The sequence below is a fragment of the Arthrobacter sp. GMC3 genome (genome assembly GCF_002929305.1).
GTDB lineage: Bacteria > Actinomycetota > Actinomycetes > Actinomycetales > Micrococcaceae > Specibacter.
Map to the genome: position 1 here is coordinate 1 of NZ_PJIO01000025.1, position 18,015 is coordinate 18,015.

An 18,015-nucleotide genomic window follows, 5' to 3' on the forward strand; every position below is an offset into this window, starting at 1 on the left:
CCATGGGGTTCACGCAAGGGGTTAGGGTAACTCTGCCCAACAACAACATCGGGCAAGGTCAACGTCTGATCGCGGGCACCGACCTGCGCCAGATTTGGCAGGCCACCCAGCGGGCTCAGATCGGCGATATGGTTTCCGGCCACGTACACCTCACGCAATAGTGTGGCGTTGGAGAGGGGCGCGAGAGTGCTGATCTGGTTGTTGTCGGCGTAGACCCACAGCAGGTTAGGCAGCGTGGCCAGCGGAGCTAGGTCTGAGACCTGGTTTCCGGGGATCCTGACCAGGACGAGGTTTGTCAGGCCGGCGATCGGAGCCAGGGTGGTGATGGTGTTGTTGTCGAAGGAAAATCCTTGGAGCATACTCAGTCCCGCAAGAGGACTGAGGTCAGATATTTGATTCTGGTTGCCGTAAATGCTCCTCAGATTCCCCAATGATGCCAGCGGGGCCAAACTGGTGATCTGATTGCCGTTGAAGGTCAAATACGTCAGGTTGCTCAGACTCGACATGGGCGAGATATCGGTAATTGCGTTCTGAGATAGATCCAGGTCTGTAAGCGACGTCAGCTTTTCGAGACCTCCCAAGTTGGTGAGGTTCTTTCCGGAGCAGCTTAGATTGGTGATGCTGGCTGATTGGGACGTCGAGACTGGTGCGTTGTCGGGCTGGCCGAGGTTCTGGTTCACGCAGGCCTGCAACGCCGGATCGGCGAAAGTGACTTCGGCGGCATTCGCTGGGGCTGCGGCAAGAAGCGAGCCTAATCCTAGCGCTGTAGCCAATGCTAGGGAGCCCAAAACCTTGGTGGACGGCCGGCGTCGGCGATTGCGAGTGGCAATAGATTCAACTTTCATGGGAACTCTTTCGTTAATGCTCATCGAGGTTGGCCGGGGAGACCCGGAGCCACAAAATGAGCTGGCGGTACGAGGTCACAGTGCAAAGGCAGACTGTCTGTATGGCTAAGGCAGGCTGTCTATATGAATAGGAGAGTTGTTTCGGCGGGGATTATGACGTCGTAGCTTGGATTATTTTTGCTCGAGCGCAAAGATCTCCGACTTTCAGCCGCTGAGGGCCGTTGTTGGCGGGGTTCTGGCAGCGCGGATGGCGGGGTAGAGGCCGGCTATTGCGCCGATTGCTAGTGTTGCCAATACACCAGCGCCCAAGACTGGCCAGGGTACGGCGACCGGCCAACCATTGGCGGTGGCAATTATGGCCGTCACGCCCGTTCCGAGTGCGGCTCCAACTACTCCTCCCATGGCTGAAAGTAGTAGTGCTTCGACGAGGAATTGGGAACGGATATGGCCCCGAGTGGCTCCGAGTGCACGGCGCAAACCAATCTCGCGCCGTCGTTCTAGGACTGAGATGACCATGGTGTTGGCGACACCAATTCCGCCAACTAAAAGTGCAATGGAGCCGAGCCCCAAGAGCAATCCGGTGAAGGCCTGGTCAGCGGCATACTTAGCGGCGAGGGCATCCGACGGTCTGGACACTTCAACGTCTCGTGGCGCTTGCGGGTTGGCTGTCGGGGCGATGAGCGGCCGCACGGTCTCCACCGATTCATCAGATGAGCGTTCGTAAATCCTTACTGGGTTTCCATCGAAACCGAAGAGTCTTGCTGCAATCTCAGATCCGATGAGCGCGGCAGTATTCAGATCGGGGGCGAGGGGTACCGGGTCCAGGATGCCAACGACGGTGAAGTTTTGGTTGCCGATCCGTACGCTGCTGCCCGGCGTGTGAATTCCTAGGCGATCGGCGGTATCCGCGCCAAGGACGACGGCGGGGTATTCGGCTGTTGCCCGGTTGAGCCAGGTGCCGGTGCGGATTTTTCCGCTGACGACGTTCAGGAGGTTCAGGTCCGCTACTTGAACGCTGAGACCTCCCGTTTGGCCCGGGGCGATGAGGCTATTGCGGTAAATGTGGTGGTTGGCAAGGGCGGCGGTGGAGCTGGCGGATTCGACGCCGTTGATTCGCTGGATCTGAGCCACGGTGTTGGCAGGAAGCGTTGTTGGCTTTCCGAAAATGTCTTTGCCTGCCTGGGCTGTGAGCATGTTGGTGCCCAGGGATTGTAGATCGTTGTTCAGTTTGGCTTGGCTGGAGCTTGAAATCCCGACGACGGCGATCATGGCGGAAATTCCGATGGCAATTCCTAGTGCAGAAAGGATTGCCCGGGTGGGTCGTGATCGTAGCCCAGTGGTTCCTACTCGCACCACATCGCCTGGACGCATGCGCGATTTCCCGTGCGGCGCGCGTTGCTCGGTGGTTCTTTCGATGGCGGGTGTCATGACGAGACCCTTCCGGAGTCGGCGACGATGCGCCCGTCGCGGAGAGTGATTTGACGTGGGAGCTGGCTGGCAAGCTCGGTGTCGTGGGTGATGACCAGAACAGTGGTGCCCTGGCGGTTGAGTTCATGGAGGAGTTCGATGATGGTCGCCCCCGATACCGAGTCGAGGTTCCCGGTTGGTTCATCGGCCAGCAAGAGTGGGGGGTTTCCCGCAACCGCCCGGGCGATGGCCACGCGTTGGCGCTCCCCGCCCGAGAGTTGATGGGGTTTGTGCCCGAGTCTGTGTTCGAGACCGACCCGTTTCAGGGCGGCATGAGCGCGGCGTTGACGTTCGGCTCGGGGTACCCCGGTGTAAAGCAAACCATCGGCGACGTTTTCTGTTGCCGTGATGCCTTCGGATAAGTGGAATTGCTGGAAGACGAAACCGATCCGGTAGGCGCGCAACGCCGATAGCATCGAGTCGGAGAGCCCGTTCACTGCCGCACCATCGATGGTCGCGGTGCCGGCGCTGGGCCGATCCACGGTTCCCAGCAAGTTGAGCATGGTGGACTTGCCGGAACCGCTGGGACCGACGATTGCCACGAACTCTCCTGCCTCCACCATCAGATCCACCTCCGACAAGGCATTTGTTGGTGGCTGCCCGTAGGACCGTGAGACGCCTTTAAGACGGATGATTTCTGTCATAGCTTCGGCACCACCACGTTCTGATTGGCCGCTATGCCCTCGCCACTGATCTCTACCCTGCCGCTGGCAAAGAGGCCCGTGGTGACAGGTACACGTTTGGTGGATTCATCCCACTGGACCACTTCCACTGCGAAGGTTTTCTCGTCTAGGGCGAGGAGGGCTTCAACCGGCACTGAAAGTACGTCTTCGCGGTGCTCCGAACGGAATCCCACGGTGACGCTGGCTTGTTGCAGGTCCGCCGCTTTGGTTGGGTCGGCAAGGGCCACCGATATGGGTAGGACCACGGATTTTTGACCGCTGATTTCCTTTTCGGTGGGAACCCCAATGGTTGTGATGGTGCCAGTGGTCCTAACACCTCCAGGCAGTGTCAGGTCCACTTCATTGCCAACTGCAGCAAGTTTCTGATCGCTGAGCTTGACGTCGACACTGATTTCCTTTTCGAGGGAAGTTACCGTCATGACCTTTTGACCCGATCCAATTCGGTCCCCGATCAAGGCATCCACGGCGGCCACACGGAGGTTTCCTTTGACGCCGGAAAAAATGATGACGCCAAGGTCAATAGTCCCTGTCTGAGGCAGGCCCAGTGCTTGCTGCCAAGCATTAATCGCGGCCAGAGTAGCCCAATTGAACGAGTCGCTTGGTTCGCCCTGGAGGTATCCCAGTGCTTTCAGGTTCTCTTCGAGCTGCTGAATATCCGGGCCATTCGGCATTCCTGTTTGAAATGACCGCCATGCAGGCAACCCGCCAGCGAAGAGAATTACCGGCTTGTTGTCCACGGAGTAAAGCGTGCCTCCACGAGCCACGTCCTCGCCCGTCTTGGGCAGCCCGGTCAGAACGCCTGCAGAAGCAGACTGTATGGGCCCGGTTGCAGCAAACCCCAGTGTCCCCAGTGCCTGGGTTGTCCCGTCAAGTGGGCCCCTGACGATGGGGGTTGTGCTGCTTGGCTTCTTTGTTGCATCCGTTTGGCCAGTGTCCGGCGCTGATACGGCCAAGGTGCCCGCAACAGCTCCGCCTGACAACAAGATCGCCAAGGACGTACCAATAATCACTTGCCTGCGATTAAGTGTCGTCATCGCTAGCTCGCCGAGCTCTTCGTGCCGGACATCCCAGCAGGCGGGTTGATGCCGCACTTCTTCAAGATTTCTGGTGAGGCGCCTTGTGGGATGCCCATGGCCTGATTCGTTCCCGGATCCGGGACATCAAAACCATTTTCGCGCAGGCACTTAGCCACCTGAAGCACCTCCTTCTTACTTTCTTCCTGGGACTTGCCACCGGGAGGTGCAGGTACCTGACCGAGTTTGTCGCTGCATGTCTTCGCCGCGGTGTTCATCGCTGCTTCGTCGCCACCACCGCCCAGGCTGACTCCTCCACCACTGGCGCTGGGATCAGGAGCATCAACTCCCTGCTCGCGTAGACACTTGGCAAAGGCAATTTGCCACTCATCAAAAGTCAGGACCGAGCTACTTACCTTGCCCGCGGTGGTCGACGTAGCCGCTGAGTTCGAGGACGACACCGGACTGCAGGCAGCTAGAGAACCGGCCAGAAGCGGGATGGCAAAAAGGGCACCGATTGACTTCATCCGTAGTTTCGAATTCTTCTTGTTCATGATGATCTCCAATTCCTCCCGAAGGTCATGAGGTACACGACGTCGCTTCGGGTGGCTGAAACCAGTTCACTCGGTGGGCTGTTGCGAAAGTGTCAAGAAATTTCTTTACATTTACCGAACATCGCGTGTGGTTGACTGAATTCTGGGCACACGGCCATTCGAGAAGAGGGAAACATGCGAGTACTTGTCGTCGAAGACGAGATCTTCTTGGCGGAAGCAATCCAGACCTGGCTGCGCAGGGAGGCCATAGCCGCGGACATGGTACACGATGGAGGGGCTGCAATCGAGCAAGTATCGATCAACGATTACGACGTGGTCGTCCTAGACCGGGACCTGCCGGTTGTTCACGGCGACGAGGTCTGTAAGCAGCTTGTGGCCGGGCACCCCAGCATAAGGATCATCATGCTGACTGCCGCCCGCCGGCTCGATGACAAAGTGACCGGACTGGGTCTCGGTGCGGACGACTATCTGGCCAAGCCCTTCGAATTCCCCGAACTTGTCGCCAGGATCAGGGCCCTACAGCGCAGAAACCAGGAAGCCCGCCCTCCCGTTTTAGAAAGCGCCGGGGTCAGCCTTGACGCGTTTCGCCGCGAAGTGACCAGGCATGGGCACTTCGTTAAACTGAGCCGGAAAGAATTTAGTGTCTTGGAAGTCCTGATGCTGGCTGGCGGAGGCGTGGTCAGTGCCGAAACTATCCTTGAAAAAGCATGGGATGAGAACGCGGACCCCTTTACTAACACGATCCGCGTAACCATTTCAACGCTGCGCAAACGTCTGGGGGAACCGGCGGTCATCCAAACAGTGCCAGGCTGCGGTTACCGCATGATCGGGACATCATGACCGGCGATCCGAAATTCGCTTTGCTTTCTTGGCGCCCTCGGATGACTGTCCGTGCCCGGCTGTCGTTGACGTATGCAGCGCTACTTGCCGTGTCCGGGACAGTGATGCTGGTGATGCTGTACGCCTACATGCGCTACGTGCCCGACTACGCGATTGAATCAAGTCTGGGATCTGGTTCGCCAGGACAAGCAATCGCCCTGCCGACGCCCGCCGCTCCGCTGCCACCGAACGCAAATGACGCCTCAGGCATTCGCATCACGAGCGCGGACGATGTTCTGCAATCGCTTTCGATTGCCTCGATTGTGGTGCTCATTGTGATGGTTCTCGCCAGCGGATGGGCGGGGTGGATTATCTCCGGCCGACTTCTCAGGCCACTTCATGCCATCAATGAGGCGGCACTTCGTGCTGGCACCGGCACTTTCGACCACCGAATCGGTCTCACGGGACCCCGTGATGAAATCAAGGACCTTTCAGACACTTTCGATGGAATGCTAGAAAAGCTAGACCAGTCTTTTCACGCCCATCAACGTTTTGCCGCCAATGCGTCCCACGAATTACAGACACCGCTGGCTACGACGAAAGCCATCCTCGATCTTGCCCTGGCCAGCCCCGAGACGAGCCTGAGTGACTTTCGCGTGCTCGCCCAGCGCTTGCGTGAGACGAACGAACGCAGTATCCAAACTGTCGACGCACTATTAGATCTGGCCGACATTGGCCAAGTCGAGGTCAGTGTTGATCACGTGGACCTCGCCCACATTCTCGGGGATTCGCTGGGGGCGCTCAGCGACGAAATCGACCACCGGCAACTAGACGTCACGCTCAATTGTCGCCCCGCGGTTATAGAGGGTAATGCCGTAATGCTTGGGAGACTTGCCACCAATCTTCTTCAGAATGCCATCAAGCACAATGTCCTCGGCGGGGACATACAGATTGTTGTTGGCCCGGATTCGATCCACGAAAGCGAAATTTCCTTGACGGTTACGAACTCCGGCAAAGTCATTGAGCAGGCCTCAATAGCCAAACTCACTGAGCCGTTCTATCGAGACGGCGGGCGAGTAGTGCCCGCAGGTGTGGCTTCGCGAGGGCTGGGACTGGCCATTGTCGAGAGCATTACAGCCGCACACAACGGTCGGCTGGCTCTGGGACCTCGAGCTGGGGGAGGACTGATCGCGACAGTATCCTTCCCCTCTCACAGTACTTTCGCTTGGGAGGGGCAGTGACCATGACGAGAAGCGATCAAACCTTCATGTTGACGCCTGCTAAATCTGGTCCCGGCAAGGGTCATGCAACGGACATGATCTCGACGTGTAACAGTGGACTTCGCCTATGGGTCTGTACTGATGATCTTCTAAATCTTCTGAGCGGCATCTAGAAATCCTTGCCCGGATATGATCTGGATATGACTACTGAGGCATCGTGGAATCCGTCGGTGACACAGCCACCTGCTCCGCTGCTCGATGGGCATACGATTGAGAACTGAGGTGCGTCAAGAATCTAGGACAGCTCGTTTTCTTTTTGCGGGTTTGGCAGCGGCTGGTTTTGGGTGGTGACTTTGGCCATTGCGGTTGCCGGCGGTAGGTCGCCGTTGTGGGTGTGGGGTCTCCACCGGTTGTAGAAGGCCTCGACGTAGTGCATGGTGGCCCGTCGGGCTTCTTGGCGGGTGGTGAAGCTGTAGCGGTGGTAGAACTCGTTCTTGATGGTCGAGAAAGTGGACTCGGCCACGGCGTTGTCCCGGCAAACACCAGCTAATCCCATGGATTGGCGGATGCTATTTCGGGTGCACCAGGTACCCAATTCACGGGACGTATATTGAGCTCCATGGTCCGAATGGAAAATTGCGTTGGCCCTCAGGTGGCCTTTATCTCTGGCCATTTCCAAAGCTCTGACACACAACGATGCCCGCATATGATCCGCCATCGCCCAGCCAACGATCATGCGGGTGCACAGGTCGATGACGGTGGCTAAGTACAGCCATCCTTCACCGGTGCGCAGGTAGGTAATGTCACCCACCAAACGGGTGCCAGGCGTTTCTGCGGTGAAGTCCCGTGCAATCAGATCTTTGAAGACCATATCCGCCTAGCCTGCCACCCGTTCTCGGCCATGATCGATGCCACCGTCCCCACCGAGACGTCCACCCCGGCGGTGGCTAGTTTCGCATGCACCATCCCCTGACCATAGATTCCGTCGGAAGACTCAAAGACGGTCCTCACCTGATCCGTCAGTTCCCGGCGGCGCAGGCTCGTCGGCGATGCACGAGTGTCTTTCCAGCGGTAATACGAGGATCGTGGCACACCTAACTGGCGGCATATCCAGGCAACTTGTCCTCCGGCGTTCTCCTCCTGTTGAACGAGACGGTAGCTGGTATCTACCGTTGTTCTTTGGCGAAGAACGCCGACACTTTTTTCAGGAACTGTCCCACCTCAGTAGTACACCTCAGGTGAAAGGTGGCTGGTTGCTTGGCGGTGTTGGTGCAGTGTTCTACTTGGGGCTGCTGTTTGTGGCATATGCTCTGTCCCGTTTTCCGTATTCTACGAAAGATGAGAGTTGCGCTCCACACGAGTTCTCCACCGGCTCGTGCATGCCACCGCGCGGTTATTGAAAATACTCTTCGGCATCGGGAAAAGCTGCGACCGAGCCGGTTCATTCACGGTAGAATGGACAAAATGAACTTCGCTACCGAGCTCCAAAGCCACCCTTTGGTTGGCCGTGCAGTAACCGAAGAAGGACTCGTTGAATATGAGTGCGATCTCTTTCCAGGAACCGCCGATGAGCTCGGCGTCTGTGTCTACGCAGCGACAGCCCAGGAATTGGAGCACCATGTTATGCCGCTCCTGGTCAGCACGCTCAACCGGTTGGATGATCTGTTAACCAGGCTTCCTGGGCATGATGCTGATTTGGCTGTAGTCACGCTGTGGAAGGGTCGACTGGGACTGACGTTCTGGGAACGTTCCATCAACAATGAATTTGTGGCGATCTTCGTGCCGACCGACTCAGCGGGAGCAGGGTGGCAGTTCATCGGGTTTGGCGACCTATTTAGCGTCATAAGCTAAGTTGCCGAGTGTAAGGCTGTGAATCTTTCAAGCGTTGCGCACGGCATGCTTGGGGCATCCAGCCATAACGTATATCATTGCTGCATGTCTGGTGAATTTCCTGTATTCCAGCTCTTCCGGCTCCCTGATGAACGTCATTTTCTAGTGCGTTTCCGCATGCCAACGTTCAGCGGCACCGATGCCGATAGTGAAGCCAGGGCGCAGGTGGAAGCCGAGCAGATTGCCACAGCACTACTTGAACGCCAGGGAATCTCTCCAACTGATTGCACGCTCCTGGGAACGCAGGAAGGCGACGCGATTGGTGACGAGCTCTTCGTCGAGGCAACGGAAGGCGCCAATTTGTGGTGGGCGTCGACCCAGTATGGGCCAGCATGGCTGGTCCTCGGCACCGCGCAGAGCGCGGCAGACTTCTGGGCTGAAGTACACCAGGACGACGATCTCCGAGGCTTCGAACCGTATGGTCCATTGCACCAGAAGGAGGTCACCGTCGTCGGAAGCCTCAATCACTTAATGCATGATTGATAGGACTTAAAGAATTCGGACATCAGAGCAGGACGTCCAAGAACGACCTTGGCGATACGCCCTGACTCTTGATTGCCCCTTGTGACATCTTCAGGAGTGCCGGGACTTAGGAGCCAGAGACAGACAAGGAGACATCAAGAACGTAAGAGTCTCCAAGCCCGACACCTACAGGATCAAGGAGATCAAAGCCCCAACAGGTTACGCCATCGACACAGACAATGACTCCATCATCGTCACCGTCGCCCCGACGGGCCTTCCTCCTCAATGAATTTCTACAACGCCACACCAACACCCGGACCCACCGACGGGCCAACCACTGCAATTACGGATAACCCAATAAGTGCGCCAACAGTGAATCCCACCACTGGCACCGCCCCAACATCCACCACACACTGATCTTTGCCCGCGCCCGTCAGGAAAGTTCCCGATACCAAATAGCCAAGTGCTGCCGGGGGAGGAGGCCTCGCATGCGCAGGCATCCACATGAGTGGGTGGACCCTCGGCGGTCTGCTGATCATTGGAGTCGGCAGCATTACACTCACCAAACGCGGCTAGCCAAACGAAGCTGGACTAAAACCAATACTGAAGGGCATGGGCACGGACCTATTCCGGACCCAAGCCCCTCATTCCTTCCCGGAAATCGGACTGACGTGTGTCAAGGGTATGGGAGGCACCGGCCCGAATCGGACACACCCCTTAGAGTTCCTTGGTGGTTTTCGAGCCGGTACGGGGGCAGGAACGGGAAACTTGGTCGCCTAAGTCGGTGGAGGCCATCATGGCATGAGCGCATGCGCACCTGGTCAGTGATCATTGGGGCCCCTGAGCCATTACTACCCAACCCCCATGACCGTGTCAGAGGCTCGCTTCGGTTGGCAGACCAACGTGGTCTAGTGAGACGAAAATTGTGTGGTCTTCGAAGATACCTGTTGTCCCATAGTTGAGCTCGAAGGTGCCGTCAACGAACGTGGACAGGGCCTCCAGTTTGATATGAGACGTGAAATCGTCAATACCCCAGTGTGGATCATCGTGATCTCGCCATTCAGTGTTGAGAACGCCCAGGAGTTGATTGGCTGCGAAAGATCGTGCCATCTGGTCAATTTGAGACAGTTCAACGATGACGGCTTTTAGTCGCGCAATTGATTCTCGTGGGTCATTAATTCCTGTGGGAAGGGAGAAGCTCAGGGATACGATCTCTTGACCCAGCGACGTTGTTGCTAGCCAACTGTTGTCATGCTTGCTCGGACGAACTACACCAAGGACCTCATCGCGAAAAGGCTGTTTTGATGGTGTGCTCCGGGGTGGGGAACTTGCTATCTGGTCCAGCATCGCATCTACAGCAGTACTCTCGATCTGACCTACCGTCCAGTGAGTCTCACCATCGTTTCCGATTTCAAGCAGATGGGATTGGAAGTACCTCGCGTTCTCCTGTGAGGTGACGACTACAAGTCTTGAAAAGTCGCGGTTCACAGCCCGGTGACCTTGCAATCTAAAGATTTTCACTTGGGCCATAGCATCTCCGGCGTACGCCCCTTTCAGTGTTATGGCAAGCACTTTCATATCTAGGGCATTCACAGTCCTAGTATGCCCCCACCGGACAACGACCGGCTCAAATGACGTCGTCGTTGTTCTGGCGTGTGGCAGAATATGGCCATGTGTGAAGCGTCTGATCTGAACAGGTTGCCCATCTTCCGTTTTCATCCGAACGCTTATGACTTGGATATTTTCGAAGTCCTCGATGGGGTGTGTGAGGCCTGTGAGATGCCTCGTGCAATGCGTTACAAATCATCGTTTTACGCGATGGAAGACGTCGAGTACATTTGCCCTTGGTGCATCGCCGATGGCACCGCCGCACGCGTCTTCGATGGGGAATTCTCAGATGCGGCGGGCATCGAAGCCATTCCGGAGGGTACCTCCTTTTCGGTAGAGGTCTACGAGGCTGAGTCTCTGGAAGTCGCAACTTGCACCCCTTCCTACGTCTCCTGGCAACAAGAAGAATGGCGCTCACACTGCGGACGCCCGTGCGCCTTCCTGGGAGACATCGGAGCAAACGATCTACCGCAATACCTGACCGAGCCAGACTTCGCAGCGGACGTTAACGGCGGACTCGGCTGGGATCCCGCATCCATACTCAACGACCTAGAACGGGGAGGAGACTTTGCCGGCTATCTCTTCCGTTGCCTCTCCTGCGGCGCACACCGGCTCCACGTAGACGCCTGCTAAATCTGGCCCTGGCAAGAGTTCGCCGGTGTAAATGAGTATGTTCGAGCGGGTGGCGACCCGCCTGAGTTCTTAGGATACGTGTGGTAGTCGTCGGTTGTGGAGGATGGTGAGGACTAGGCCTAGTGCTTGGGTATCTTTTGCGAAGGAGAATCTATGCCCAATTACCGGATTTCGAGCTTGTCTCTCACTGATGAGGCGATAGTGATCACTCTCGCTGATGGGCAAATTCTTATCGACCCCTTCAGCCGTGATGCACCGTTGAAGAAGGCGACCTTGGCCGAACGTGAGTTGTGGCAGTTCGCTGATGATGGGCACGGGCTGAACTGGCCGCAGTTGTGGGCCTCCGAGACTGATGAGCCTCTGGTGAGCGTATGGGAAATCCTCCAGAACAAAATCTACGATGCTGCACTGACACGACTTGAAGCCTTGGGCTGGAGTGTAGAGCGCCTCAACGAGCGCGACCGGGATCTGATCGCTCTCTGGCGGGCGGAGGCCGACATTAATAATGGTGGCTTTCTGCAGTTCATCGGAAACTGGGGACTACCCAACTACCACACGGCCATAGCAGCTCTGGAAAAGACTGGTGCCCCCAGTGCGGCAGCACTTCTTCGCTCCATGATGGTCCTCATCCGCAACTACCTGAATGACCCCGAGATCTCCACTCCTGCCGATCTCCTCAACAAGCTTTCCGACTCCGACAGTGATCGCATAGATGAGCTCGATGAGGCCTTCTGGACATACCCTGATGACTTGACACGCCTGGTCGTGCAACATTTCGGAGCGCCACCACAAAACAGCCAACAGGTTAACTACTGAGCCACCCCGTTCAAGGCTGAGCGGCGCACATTCGTGCACTGTTACTCTTTCAAGCCCTCTGAGAAACCCTGATCGTTGCGGGGAGTCGGCGGAGAAAGCGGCTATGCGCGTTTCTGCGATACTTCGGAGCTCAGGCGCCGCTCGATCTCGCGAACCACATCATCATAGGTGTAGCCATCGCGAGAGCTAATCAAACTCCCGAGCCGCTCCAGTGTGCAGTCGACATCAAAACCGGCGATTTCCAACTCCCCAAGGAGCTTAGCGATCTCCTCCCTACCTACGACCCCGAAATCGGCGCACGTCGTCCCCAACGAACGCCTTGCGTATCTTTCGAGGAACTCATCGACACCACTCATGTCCGCCAGGATCTCTGCCTCAGAGATTAAGAAAACCATCCTCTCCGTGGGATCAAGGGCCTCGATCCCGCCTGCTGTGTCCTTGTTGATTACCTGAGAGAGAAGATCTGCGACATCCATTCTTCAGGGTACGGCTCTAGCTGCGCGCCGACGTTGCAATCCGCCCATTTCTAGAGCCCATTACAGAGTTGGCCAAGATGACCGGGACTATCTGGCGCGACGTTCTGATCAGCATCGGGCCTGTCTCGCAATGGTTTTCACTTTCAGGGCTTTCAGTAATTGCGCTCGGACAGGTCGGCACCTATAGTAATTTTGATGAGCGAAATTGTGTTGGAATTTGTGCCAAGAGTGTCCATAGGCCCCTTCGTGTTCCGACAGGGATCCCAGGACGCCATCACTGCTGGTCGAAAGCTCTTTGGCGAGCCCACCCAGCAAGCAAAAGACATCGTGCGTTTCCATGACAACGCCGTTCTTTTCGAGTTTGACAACGATGCCCTGGTTTTTGTTGAAGTTGCTCTAGGCGCTGGAGTCGATATCCGGCTGAATGGGACTCAGCTCGGAAGCCTAACAGACACTGAGACCAGTACGATTCTAGGCACTGCCGATGAAGACGATAATGAATACCCAGCCACATTCAGCTACTCAAATCTCTCAATGACGCTTTGGCGACCAGTGGCACCCATCGATGTTCTGGCTAGCAGGGCCGACGATCCGACCGACGATCCCGATTTCTGGGCACAAGAATTAGAGCGGGCCTCACGATTTAGGACGCTTGCGGTCGCAGTACCCGGATACTGGGACTAACAAATACTCAAACCTTGATGGCGTCTCGTACCTCATCACCCCTTGCGAAACACCGCAATTGTCAAGACCCTCTGTAGAGGAAAACCTGAACCGTCCCGTAGAGGGTTCGGCGGCGACCCAGCCAGGATCCTCAGCACCGTGGATGCTAAAGTTGCTCCCGTTGGGGAAGTACCGGCGCAGCAGTCGAGTGGTTCCTGAAAGGTGCACTCCCAAATTAGGTGTCTAACTTTCAAGGGAGTCCACTCGTGTACTTGCGGAGCACGTCAATCCGTTCTCATGTTGTCACGGCCCTCGAAATGTACGCGGAAGGAATCACCGCAAAGTCCGTCGCGTTGGCTCTTGACCTCGACACCTACCCTGTCCAAATGTTGTATCAACGACGGTAACCACGGGGAGAAGGTGCGCTGATGACAAGAGATCGAAGGCACGACGATTCCGAGACCAAACTCGAGATCTGGCGGCGCCACGCCTACGGAGAGACCGGAAGGGCACTCGCCCAAGAGGATGACTTGCCCTCGCCTATGACCGTAGCGAACCGGAGGGTCATCAAGCGACGCGACGGCCAGGACAGATTGCGTCCAAAGAGACGTAGCCGGCCTCCGATCGATCGTGGGATCTATCCTCAAGAGAGCGAGCCCGAGGCGCTGGTCAAAGAACATGAACGGCTTCGCGCCGAGGTCGCTTATCTGGGAAAATTGCGAGATTTGAGGTCACAAGAACGACGCTGAAAGTTCAAGCCGTGGAAGACCTCACGGAGCAATTTCCGCTCCATCTCTCGCTGCCGATCGCGAACCTTCCCGGATCGGCCTCCCACGACCATCGGAATCGACTCCGACACGTGGGCCTGCACGGTGAAATCAAAGAAGGCATTCGGGGAGCCTTCAGCGACGCGAGGGGCGTCTACGGGCATCAAGGTATCCTCGCTATCCTGCGACGGCAGGGGCGGAGTGCGTCAAAGAAGACCGTGCGCACACTGATGCGCGCACTCGGGCTGGAGTGGTTGGTGCCTCAGCGAGGCCGGCACAACTCCTTCCGTGTAGAAGTAGGTCAGGGCGCCCACAACGTGTGGAACCGACAGCATCCGCGCCGCTTTCACCGGCCTCACGCCGAATGAGAAACCTCTGGTTCACTCCGATCAAGGCCTTAGTATCGCAACGGCCATTGGCAAGAAACGTTGCGAAAGGCCTGGCTCCCGCAGTCGATGTCCTACACTCCAAGAACGCCTAACAATTGGCCTGATTTTCACTCCGAAATGGGTAAGTAATCCTTGGGGCAGGTCAAGGAGTCAAGCAAAGCCACGGCAGTCCCATTAGTTGTCGGAGTTAAGTCGGGTGCGCCCGTTAGTAGGGGGACCTTCAAGTGCACCTACTTCTCGTCATCCTGCACCGCTGGGTCCCGAGCACTTGAGGCACGGGGTGATTTTGGCCCTGTTATTCGGCCGGTTGGCAGCAACAGGCCGTGACGTGGAGCGTGTTTCCTCGCCCATCTGGCCGTTCTTCCTGACGGACAAGAAAACACGCTCACACCTAGTTTGGAGTGTAATCAAGAGAAATCATGACGTGAAAACACCAAAAAATACTAAACCCACAGGAGCGGGCAAAGTAGTGGGTGGAAACTGGGTGTCAGTACCCCACGGAACTCTCCGGCCATCGGGTTCCTCCGTGGCGGAACTTAGACGGAGAGAGATCCGTGAGCTGACATGCCTGTTCTTTTAGTGTTTGGCTGCGCGTCGACGATGGGCGGTAGCAGCAACGACACCGGCGCCAATGAGCAGCAACGCGATGGCTCCAAACCCCAGTTTTCCACTTTCGAGACCTGTGGAAGCAAGGGAACCTGTCGAACGAGTAGCCGTAGATGTCGCGGCCCCCGTCGGTGTCGGATTACCAGTGGTGGTTGAGGTTGCAGTGCCAGTTGGCGTCGGGCCGTCCGTCGGTGTTGGAGTGATACCGGCATCCACCACAATACCGTAGACGTGTGTATCCGATCCGGCGGCGTTGCTGGCTGTGATGGTGATGCTGAATGATCCGGGGTTTGTTGGTGTCCCTGAGATCACGCCCGTTGTCGGGTTGAGGGTTAGTCCGGCTGGCAACGTCCCGGCTGTCACTGCGAACGATATCGGCGCAGTGCCTGTTGCTGTCACCGTTTCGGAGTATGGCTGGCCTACTTTCCCGCCGGGCAGGGTGAGTCGTGTGATGACGGGTGGATCAATGTAGGTGAACCCGTCGACGAATACGGTGGGCTTCATGGTCGACGGGCTCAACACGCTGCCGCCGAACAAGCTGCGCTGCACTGCAACGTCCACTGGCCCCGCCGGGTGGAGAGGAGTCGTCGTAGAAACCCCATTCGGGGTGACGGTGAACGTGGTGCCGGAGATGCCGTCAAAGGTTACGGAGCTGGGTTGGATGTTCGGGCCCAAGACAGGGGTGGGGGCGTTGCCGGGAATTCCGTTGCCGAGGGCGCCGCCGGAGTTTGAACCCCATGAATAAATCCGGCCGTCAGTTCCGAGCACGTACCCGCCAGTTTGGCCGGCGGCGAACTGTGTAAGGCTCACACCCGCTGGAATGGCTCCCAAGGCGACTGCGACGGCTGTGGGTGAGAAAATTACACCGCTGCCGTCACCTAGTTCACCATTGCCGTTGAAACCCCACGCGTAGACTTTGTTATCGCTACCCAGGATGTAGCCGGTCCTGAGTCCTCCGGAAACGTCCACGGCCGTGACGCCAGCGGGGATCGCCCCGGCGGCCACTGCAACCGGGGTCAGCCGGGTGATGTTGGTTCCATCGCCGAGGCTGTAAGCCATGTTGGAGCCCCAGGAATACGCTTTGCCATCGCTTCCTAGGGCGAATGTCGAGTTCTGGCTACGTCCCATTGACTTGATCGTCACGCCTGCGGGGATTTCGCCAGCGGCAACAGGCACCGGAGCATTGCGGTTCGTTGTGGTTCCATCACCGATGGCGCCTTCTCCGTTGTATCCCCAACCGTAGGCTTTGCCGTCGCTGCCTATCAAGTGTGCGGTGGATCCGCCGGAGCTGATCGATGTGATGCTCACGCCTGCGGGGATTGCTCCGGGCACAACGGCGACTGGGACAAGTCTGTCGGTCACTGTTCCGTCGCCGAGCGCACCGAATGCGTTGTATCCCCAGGAGTAGGCCTTGTTATCGCTACCGAGAACGAACGCCTGGCCGATGCCTGCACTGAGTTGAAGGATGTCCACGCCGGCAGGAATGGCGCCGGCCGCAACTGCAACGGGTGTGCTTCGATCTGTAGTGGTTCCGTCACCGAGATTGCCGTTCGTGTTGCGTCCCCATGAGTACACCCTTTTGTCACTTCCAATGACATAGGTTGCCTGGTTCATGGTGCTCAGCCGGGTTATTGTCACACCAGGAGGCATGGCACCTGGCAGGACTTCGACTGGGACGGCGCTATCGACGGTCGTTCCGTTTCCGAGCTGACCGTTACTGTTGGAGCCCCACGCGTAGGCCTTGCCGTCGGCTGTGATGCCATAACCGGTTGTTGAGCTTTCAGTGGCATTGACTGAGACAAAGCCATAGTCCACAACGTCAATTCCAACGACCGTGCCGCCAGCGGTGGGGCCGCTAATCGGGGAGGGTGCAGCCTGTGCAGCTGGAAGGGCGGCGGTGAGAGCTAGTGCTCCCGCGGCCGCTGTGGCAAGAAGCATTTTGGGAAGCTTTCCAGGCAGTAACTTGGCCCGGGACCTCCCACTAGTCTTGTTGATGTGTCGAGACACTAGGTAGTTCCTTACTGTAGTGCTGTCATCAGGGCGGGCCACAGTCCGGAGCTCCCCAAGGGCCGGCCATAGACACCGTCGCTGTGGCTGCAACCTGTCCGATCGTTGATCGGATGACTATCCAAATAGATGAGGGTCCCGGTGTCTTATCTCACCTTTACGAGAATTTTTTCACCTGTCAAATACTTGTTAAATTATGTCAATTGCATGGGGCGGTCGACATATCGATTTGACGACTACGAAATGGCGCTTCACTTTTTTGCTTATTCGGTTCCAGTGATGCAGTCAAGCGAAGTCCACTTGTTCGAGAGGTAGTCGTGATTCTCGTCGCAGCAACTACCTGGCATTCTCACGTTCGAGTACGAATAAATCATCGAATCTTAAATTAGCATTTAATATGCAAGATATAATGATAATGAGAGTGTTATTTGAGCCTCTATTTTTTCCCGCGTAGTTCCAAACTGTGGCGGGCGAAATCATGATAATGGGGACGGCTTAGCAGATGCAGATGGAGGCTGCCCGGGGCTTGGGAGTGCTGGTTGCGTTCTTGACTGGTGCAAGTCCTTCACAGGACAGTTTGCGTGGCGACTATAGCGTCACATTCGCTGTGGAGTTAGCTTTGGGTAGGGGGGCCAGGCTTACCCTGCCGGGAGCTGATGATCGTTCCTGTATGGGAGACATCTTCGGGTTTGATCACGTAGGTAAGTGATGCAGTGAGGCATCCAAATGGATCGATGGGGATTGCCCCGGGTTTGCTTGACTGCTGACATGTGAGGATATGTTCCTTGGAGCAAGGATATCGATGTGCCTAAGCCTTTCGCTGCCGAGTTCCGTCGCGATGTTGTTGCCGTGGCTCGCAGGCATGAAGCGCCGATCTCTCAGATCGCTAGGGACTTCGGAATCTCCGAGGCCACTCTGCATAATTGGCTTAAGAAGGCCAATATCGAGGACGGCACCCGCCCGGGCGTGAGCGCTGCCGAGGCGGCCGATCTGCGGGATGCGAAAAAACGCATCCCGCAGCTGGAACAAGAGAATGAGATCCTGCGTCGGGCAGCGGCGTTCTTCGCCCGCGAGCTGCCCCCAAAATGAGCTACCCG

At 56.9% G+C, this 18,015-nt stretch carries 19 protein-coding genes and 1 pseudogene; 10 read left to right on the forward strand and 10 right to left on the reverse strand.

Annotated elements, in window-relative coordinates; genetic code table 11:
* From CXQ94_RS20725 to CXQ94_RS20745, 5 genes are all read right to left on the reverse strand, one after another.
* Positions 1 to 845: leucine-rich repeat domain-containing protein (locus CXQ94_RS20725; RefSeq protein WP_181034339.1), on the reverse strand; the 845-nt coding region annotated here is incomplete at its 3' end.
* A 204-nt stretch (positions 846 to 1,049) separates the two neighbouring features.
* A complete protein-coding gene (locus tag CXQ94_RS20730) occupies positions 1,050 to 2,273 on the reverse strand; it encodes an ABC transporter permease (RefSeq protein WP_104092499.1) in 1,224 nt (407 codons plus the stop codon).
* Positions 2,270 to 2,956 (reverse strand): ABC transporter ATP-binding protein, encoded by a 687-nt coding sequence (locus CXQ94_RS20735; protein WP_104092500.1) that lies wholly within the window; start codon positions 2,954 to 2,956, stop codon positions 2,270 to 2,272. Before CXQ94_RS20735 ends, CXQ94_RS20730 begins: the two co-directional genes overlap by 4 nt.
* A complete protein-coding gene (locus CXQ94_RS20740; RefSeq protein ID WP_104092501.1) occupies positions 2,953 to 4,029 on the reverse strand; it encodes a peptidoglycan-binding protein in 1,077 nt (358 codons plus the stop codon). Before CXQ94_RS20740 ends, CXQ94_RS20735 begins: the two co-directional genes overlap by 4 nt.
* Positions 4,030 to 4,031: 2 nt before the next feature.
* Positions 4,032 to 4,574 (reverse strand): hypothetical protein, encoded by a 543-nt coding sequence (locus CXQ94_RS20745; RefSeq protein ID WP_219817098.1) that lies wholly within the window; start codon positions 4,572 to 4,574, stop codon positions 4,032 to 4,034.
* A 162-nt stretch (positions 4,575 to 4,736) separates the two neighbouring features.
* Between CXQ94_RS20745 and CXQ94_RS20750 the strand changes: the two genes are divergently transcribed.
* Complete coding sequence (locus CXQ94_RS20750) at positions 4,737 to 5,402, forward strand: response regulator transcription factor (RefSeq protein WP_104092503.1); 666 nt, start codon at positions 4,737 to 4,739, stop codon at positions 5,400 to 5,402.
* 41 nt (positions 5,403 to 5,443) lie between these two features.
* Positions 5,444 to 6,622, forward strand: a complete 1,179-nt coding sequence (locus CXQ94_RS20755; protein ID WP_181034340.1) for a HAMP domain-containing sensor histidine kinase — start codon at positions 5,444 to 5,446, stop codon at positions 6,620 to 6,622.
* Between the two features lie 274 nt (positions 6,623 to 6,896).
* Here the strand turns inward: CXQ94_RS20755 and CXQ94_RS20760 are convergent, their stop codons facing one another.
* Entirely contained in the window at positions 6,897 to 7,472 is a 576-nt protein-coding gene (locus CXQ94_RS20760) for an IS3 family transposase (protein WP_104092505.1), read from the reverse strand.
* Positions 7,454 to 7,693 carry an IS3 family transposase gene (locus CXQ94_RS23390; protein WP_181034341.1) on the reverse strand — a complete coding sequence of 80 codons (240 nt, stop codon included), beginning with the start codon at positions 7,691 to 7,693 and terminating at the stop codon, positions 7,454 to 7,456. Before CXQ94_RS23390 ends, CXQ94_RS20760 begins: the two co-directional genes overlap by 19 nt.
* A gap of 372 nt (positions 7,694 to 8,065) precedes the next feature.
* Here CXQ94_RS23390 and CXQ94_RS20770 point away from each other — a divergent pair, with 372 nt between their 5' ends.
* The 3 genes from CXQ94_RS20770 (at position 8,066) to CXQ94_RS23395 (ending at position 9,242) form a co-directional block, all read left to right on the forward strand.
* On the forward strand, positions 8,066 to 8,452 hold the full coding sequence (locus CXQ94_RS20770) for a hypothetical protein (protein WP_104092507.1): 387 nt from the start codon (positions 8,066 to 8,068) through the stop codon (positions 8,450 to 8,452).
* Positions 8,453 to 8,536: 84 nt separating this feature from the next.
* Positions 8,537 to 8,974, forward strand: coding sequence for a hypothetical protein (locus tag CXQ94_RS20775; RefSeq protein ID WP_146070385.1), 438 nt, complete (start codon positions 8,537 to 8,539; stop codon positions 8,972 to 8,974).
* A 133-nt stretch (positions 8,975 to 9,107) separates the two neighbouring features.
* Complete coding sequence (locus CXQ94_RS23395; protein WP_181034346.1) at positions 9,108 to 9,242, forward strand: SpaA isopeptide-forming pilin-related protein; 135 nt, start codon at positions 9,108 to 9,110, stop codon at positions 9,240 to 9,242.
* 584 nt (positions 9,243 to 9,826) lie between these two features.
* Here CXQ94_RS23395 and CXQ94_RS20780 read toward each other — a convergent pair.
* Positions 9,827 to 10,546 carry a DUF2262 domain-containing protein gene (locus CXQ94_RS20780; protein ID WP_181034342.1) on the reverse strand — a complete coding sequence of 240 codons (720 nt, stop codon included), beginning with the start codon at positions 10,544 to 10,546 and terminating at the stop codon, positions 9,827 to 9,829.
* Between the two features lie 78 nt (positions 10,547 to 10,624).
* Between CXQ94_RS20780 and CXQ94_RS20785 the strand changes: the two genes are divergently transcribed.
* Complete coding sequence (locus CXQ94_RS20785) at positions 10,625 to 11,194, forward strand: CbrC family protein (RefSeq protein WP_181034343.1); 570 nt, start codon at positions 10,625 to 10,627, stop codon at positions 11,192 to 11,194.
* Between the two features lie 153 nt (positions 11,195 to 11,347).
* On the forward strand, positions 11,348 to 12,010 hold the full coding sequence (locus CXQ94_RS20790) for a DUF4375 domain-containing protein (RefSeq protein WP_104092510.1): 663 nt from the start codon (positions 11,348 to 11,350) through the stop codon (positions 12,008 to 12,010).
* A gap of 101 nt (positions 12,011 to 12,111) precedes the next feature.
* Here CXQ94_RS20790 and CXQ94_RS20795 read toward each other — a convergent pair whose 3' ends face one another.
* Positions 12,112 to 12,486, reverse strand: a complete 375-nt coding sequence (locus tag CXQ94_RS20795; protein ID WP_104092511.1) for a hypothetical protein — start codon at positions 12,484 to 12,486, stop codon at positions 12,112 to 12,114.
* A 195-nt stretch (positions 12,487 to 12,681) separates the two neighbouring features.
* Here CXQ94_RS20795 and CXQ94_RS20800 point away from each other — a divergent pair, with 195 nt between their 5' ends.
* Positions 12,682 to 13,170: a hypothetical protein gene (locus tag CXQ94_RS20800; RefSeq protein ID WP_146070386.1), complete on the forward strand. Its 489-nt coding sequence runs from the start codon at positions 12,682 to 12,684 to the stop codon at positions 13,168 to 13,170.
* An 838-nt stretch (positions 13,171 to 14,008) separates the two neighbouring features.
* Positions 14,009 to 14,284, forward strand: coding sequence for an IS3 family transposase (locus CXQ94_RS23400; protein ID WP_368665585.1), 276 nt, complete (start codon positions 14,009 to 14,011; stop codon positions 14,282 to 14,284).
* A gap of 597 nt (positions 14,285 to 14,881) precedes the next feature.
* On the opposite strand, the gene CXQ94_RS20815 is transcribed toward CXQ94_RS23400, so the two are convergent.
* A complete protein-coding gene (locus CXQ94_RS20815; RefSeq protein WP_104092515.1) occupies positions 14,882 to 16,849 on the reverse strand; it encodes a putative Ig domain-containing protein in 1,968 nt (655 codons plus the stop codon).
* An 873-nt stretch (positions 16,850 to 17,722) separates the two neighbouring features.
* On the opposite strand from CXQ94_RS20815, the pseudogene CXQ94_RS20825 reads away from it, so the two are divergent.
* Positions 17,723 to 18,004: pseudogene (locus CXQ94_RS20825) on the forward strand (transposase); the annotation flags it as partial.
* Between the last annotated feature and the right edge of the window lie 11 nt (positions 18,005 to 18,015).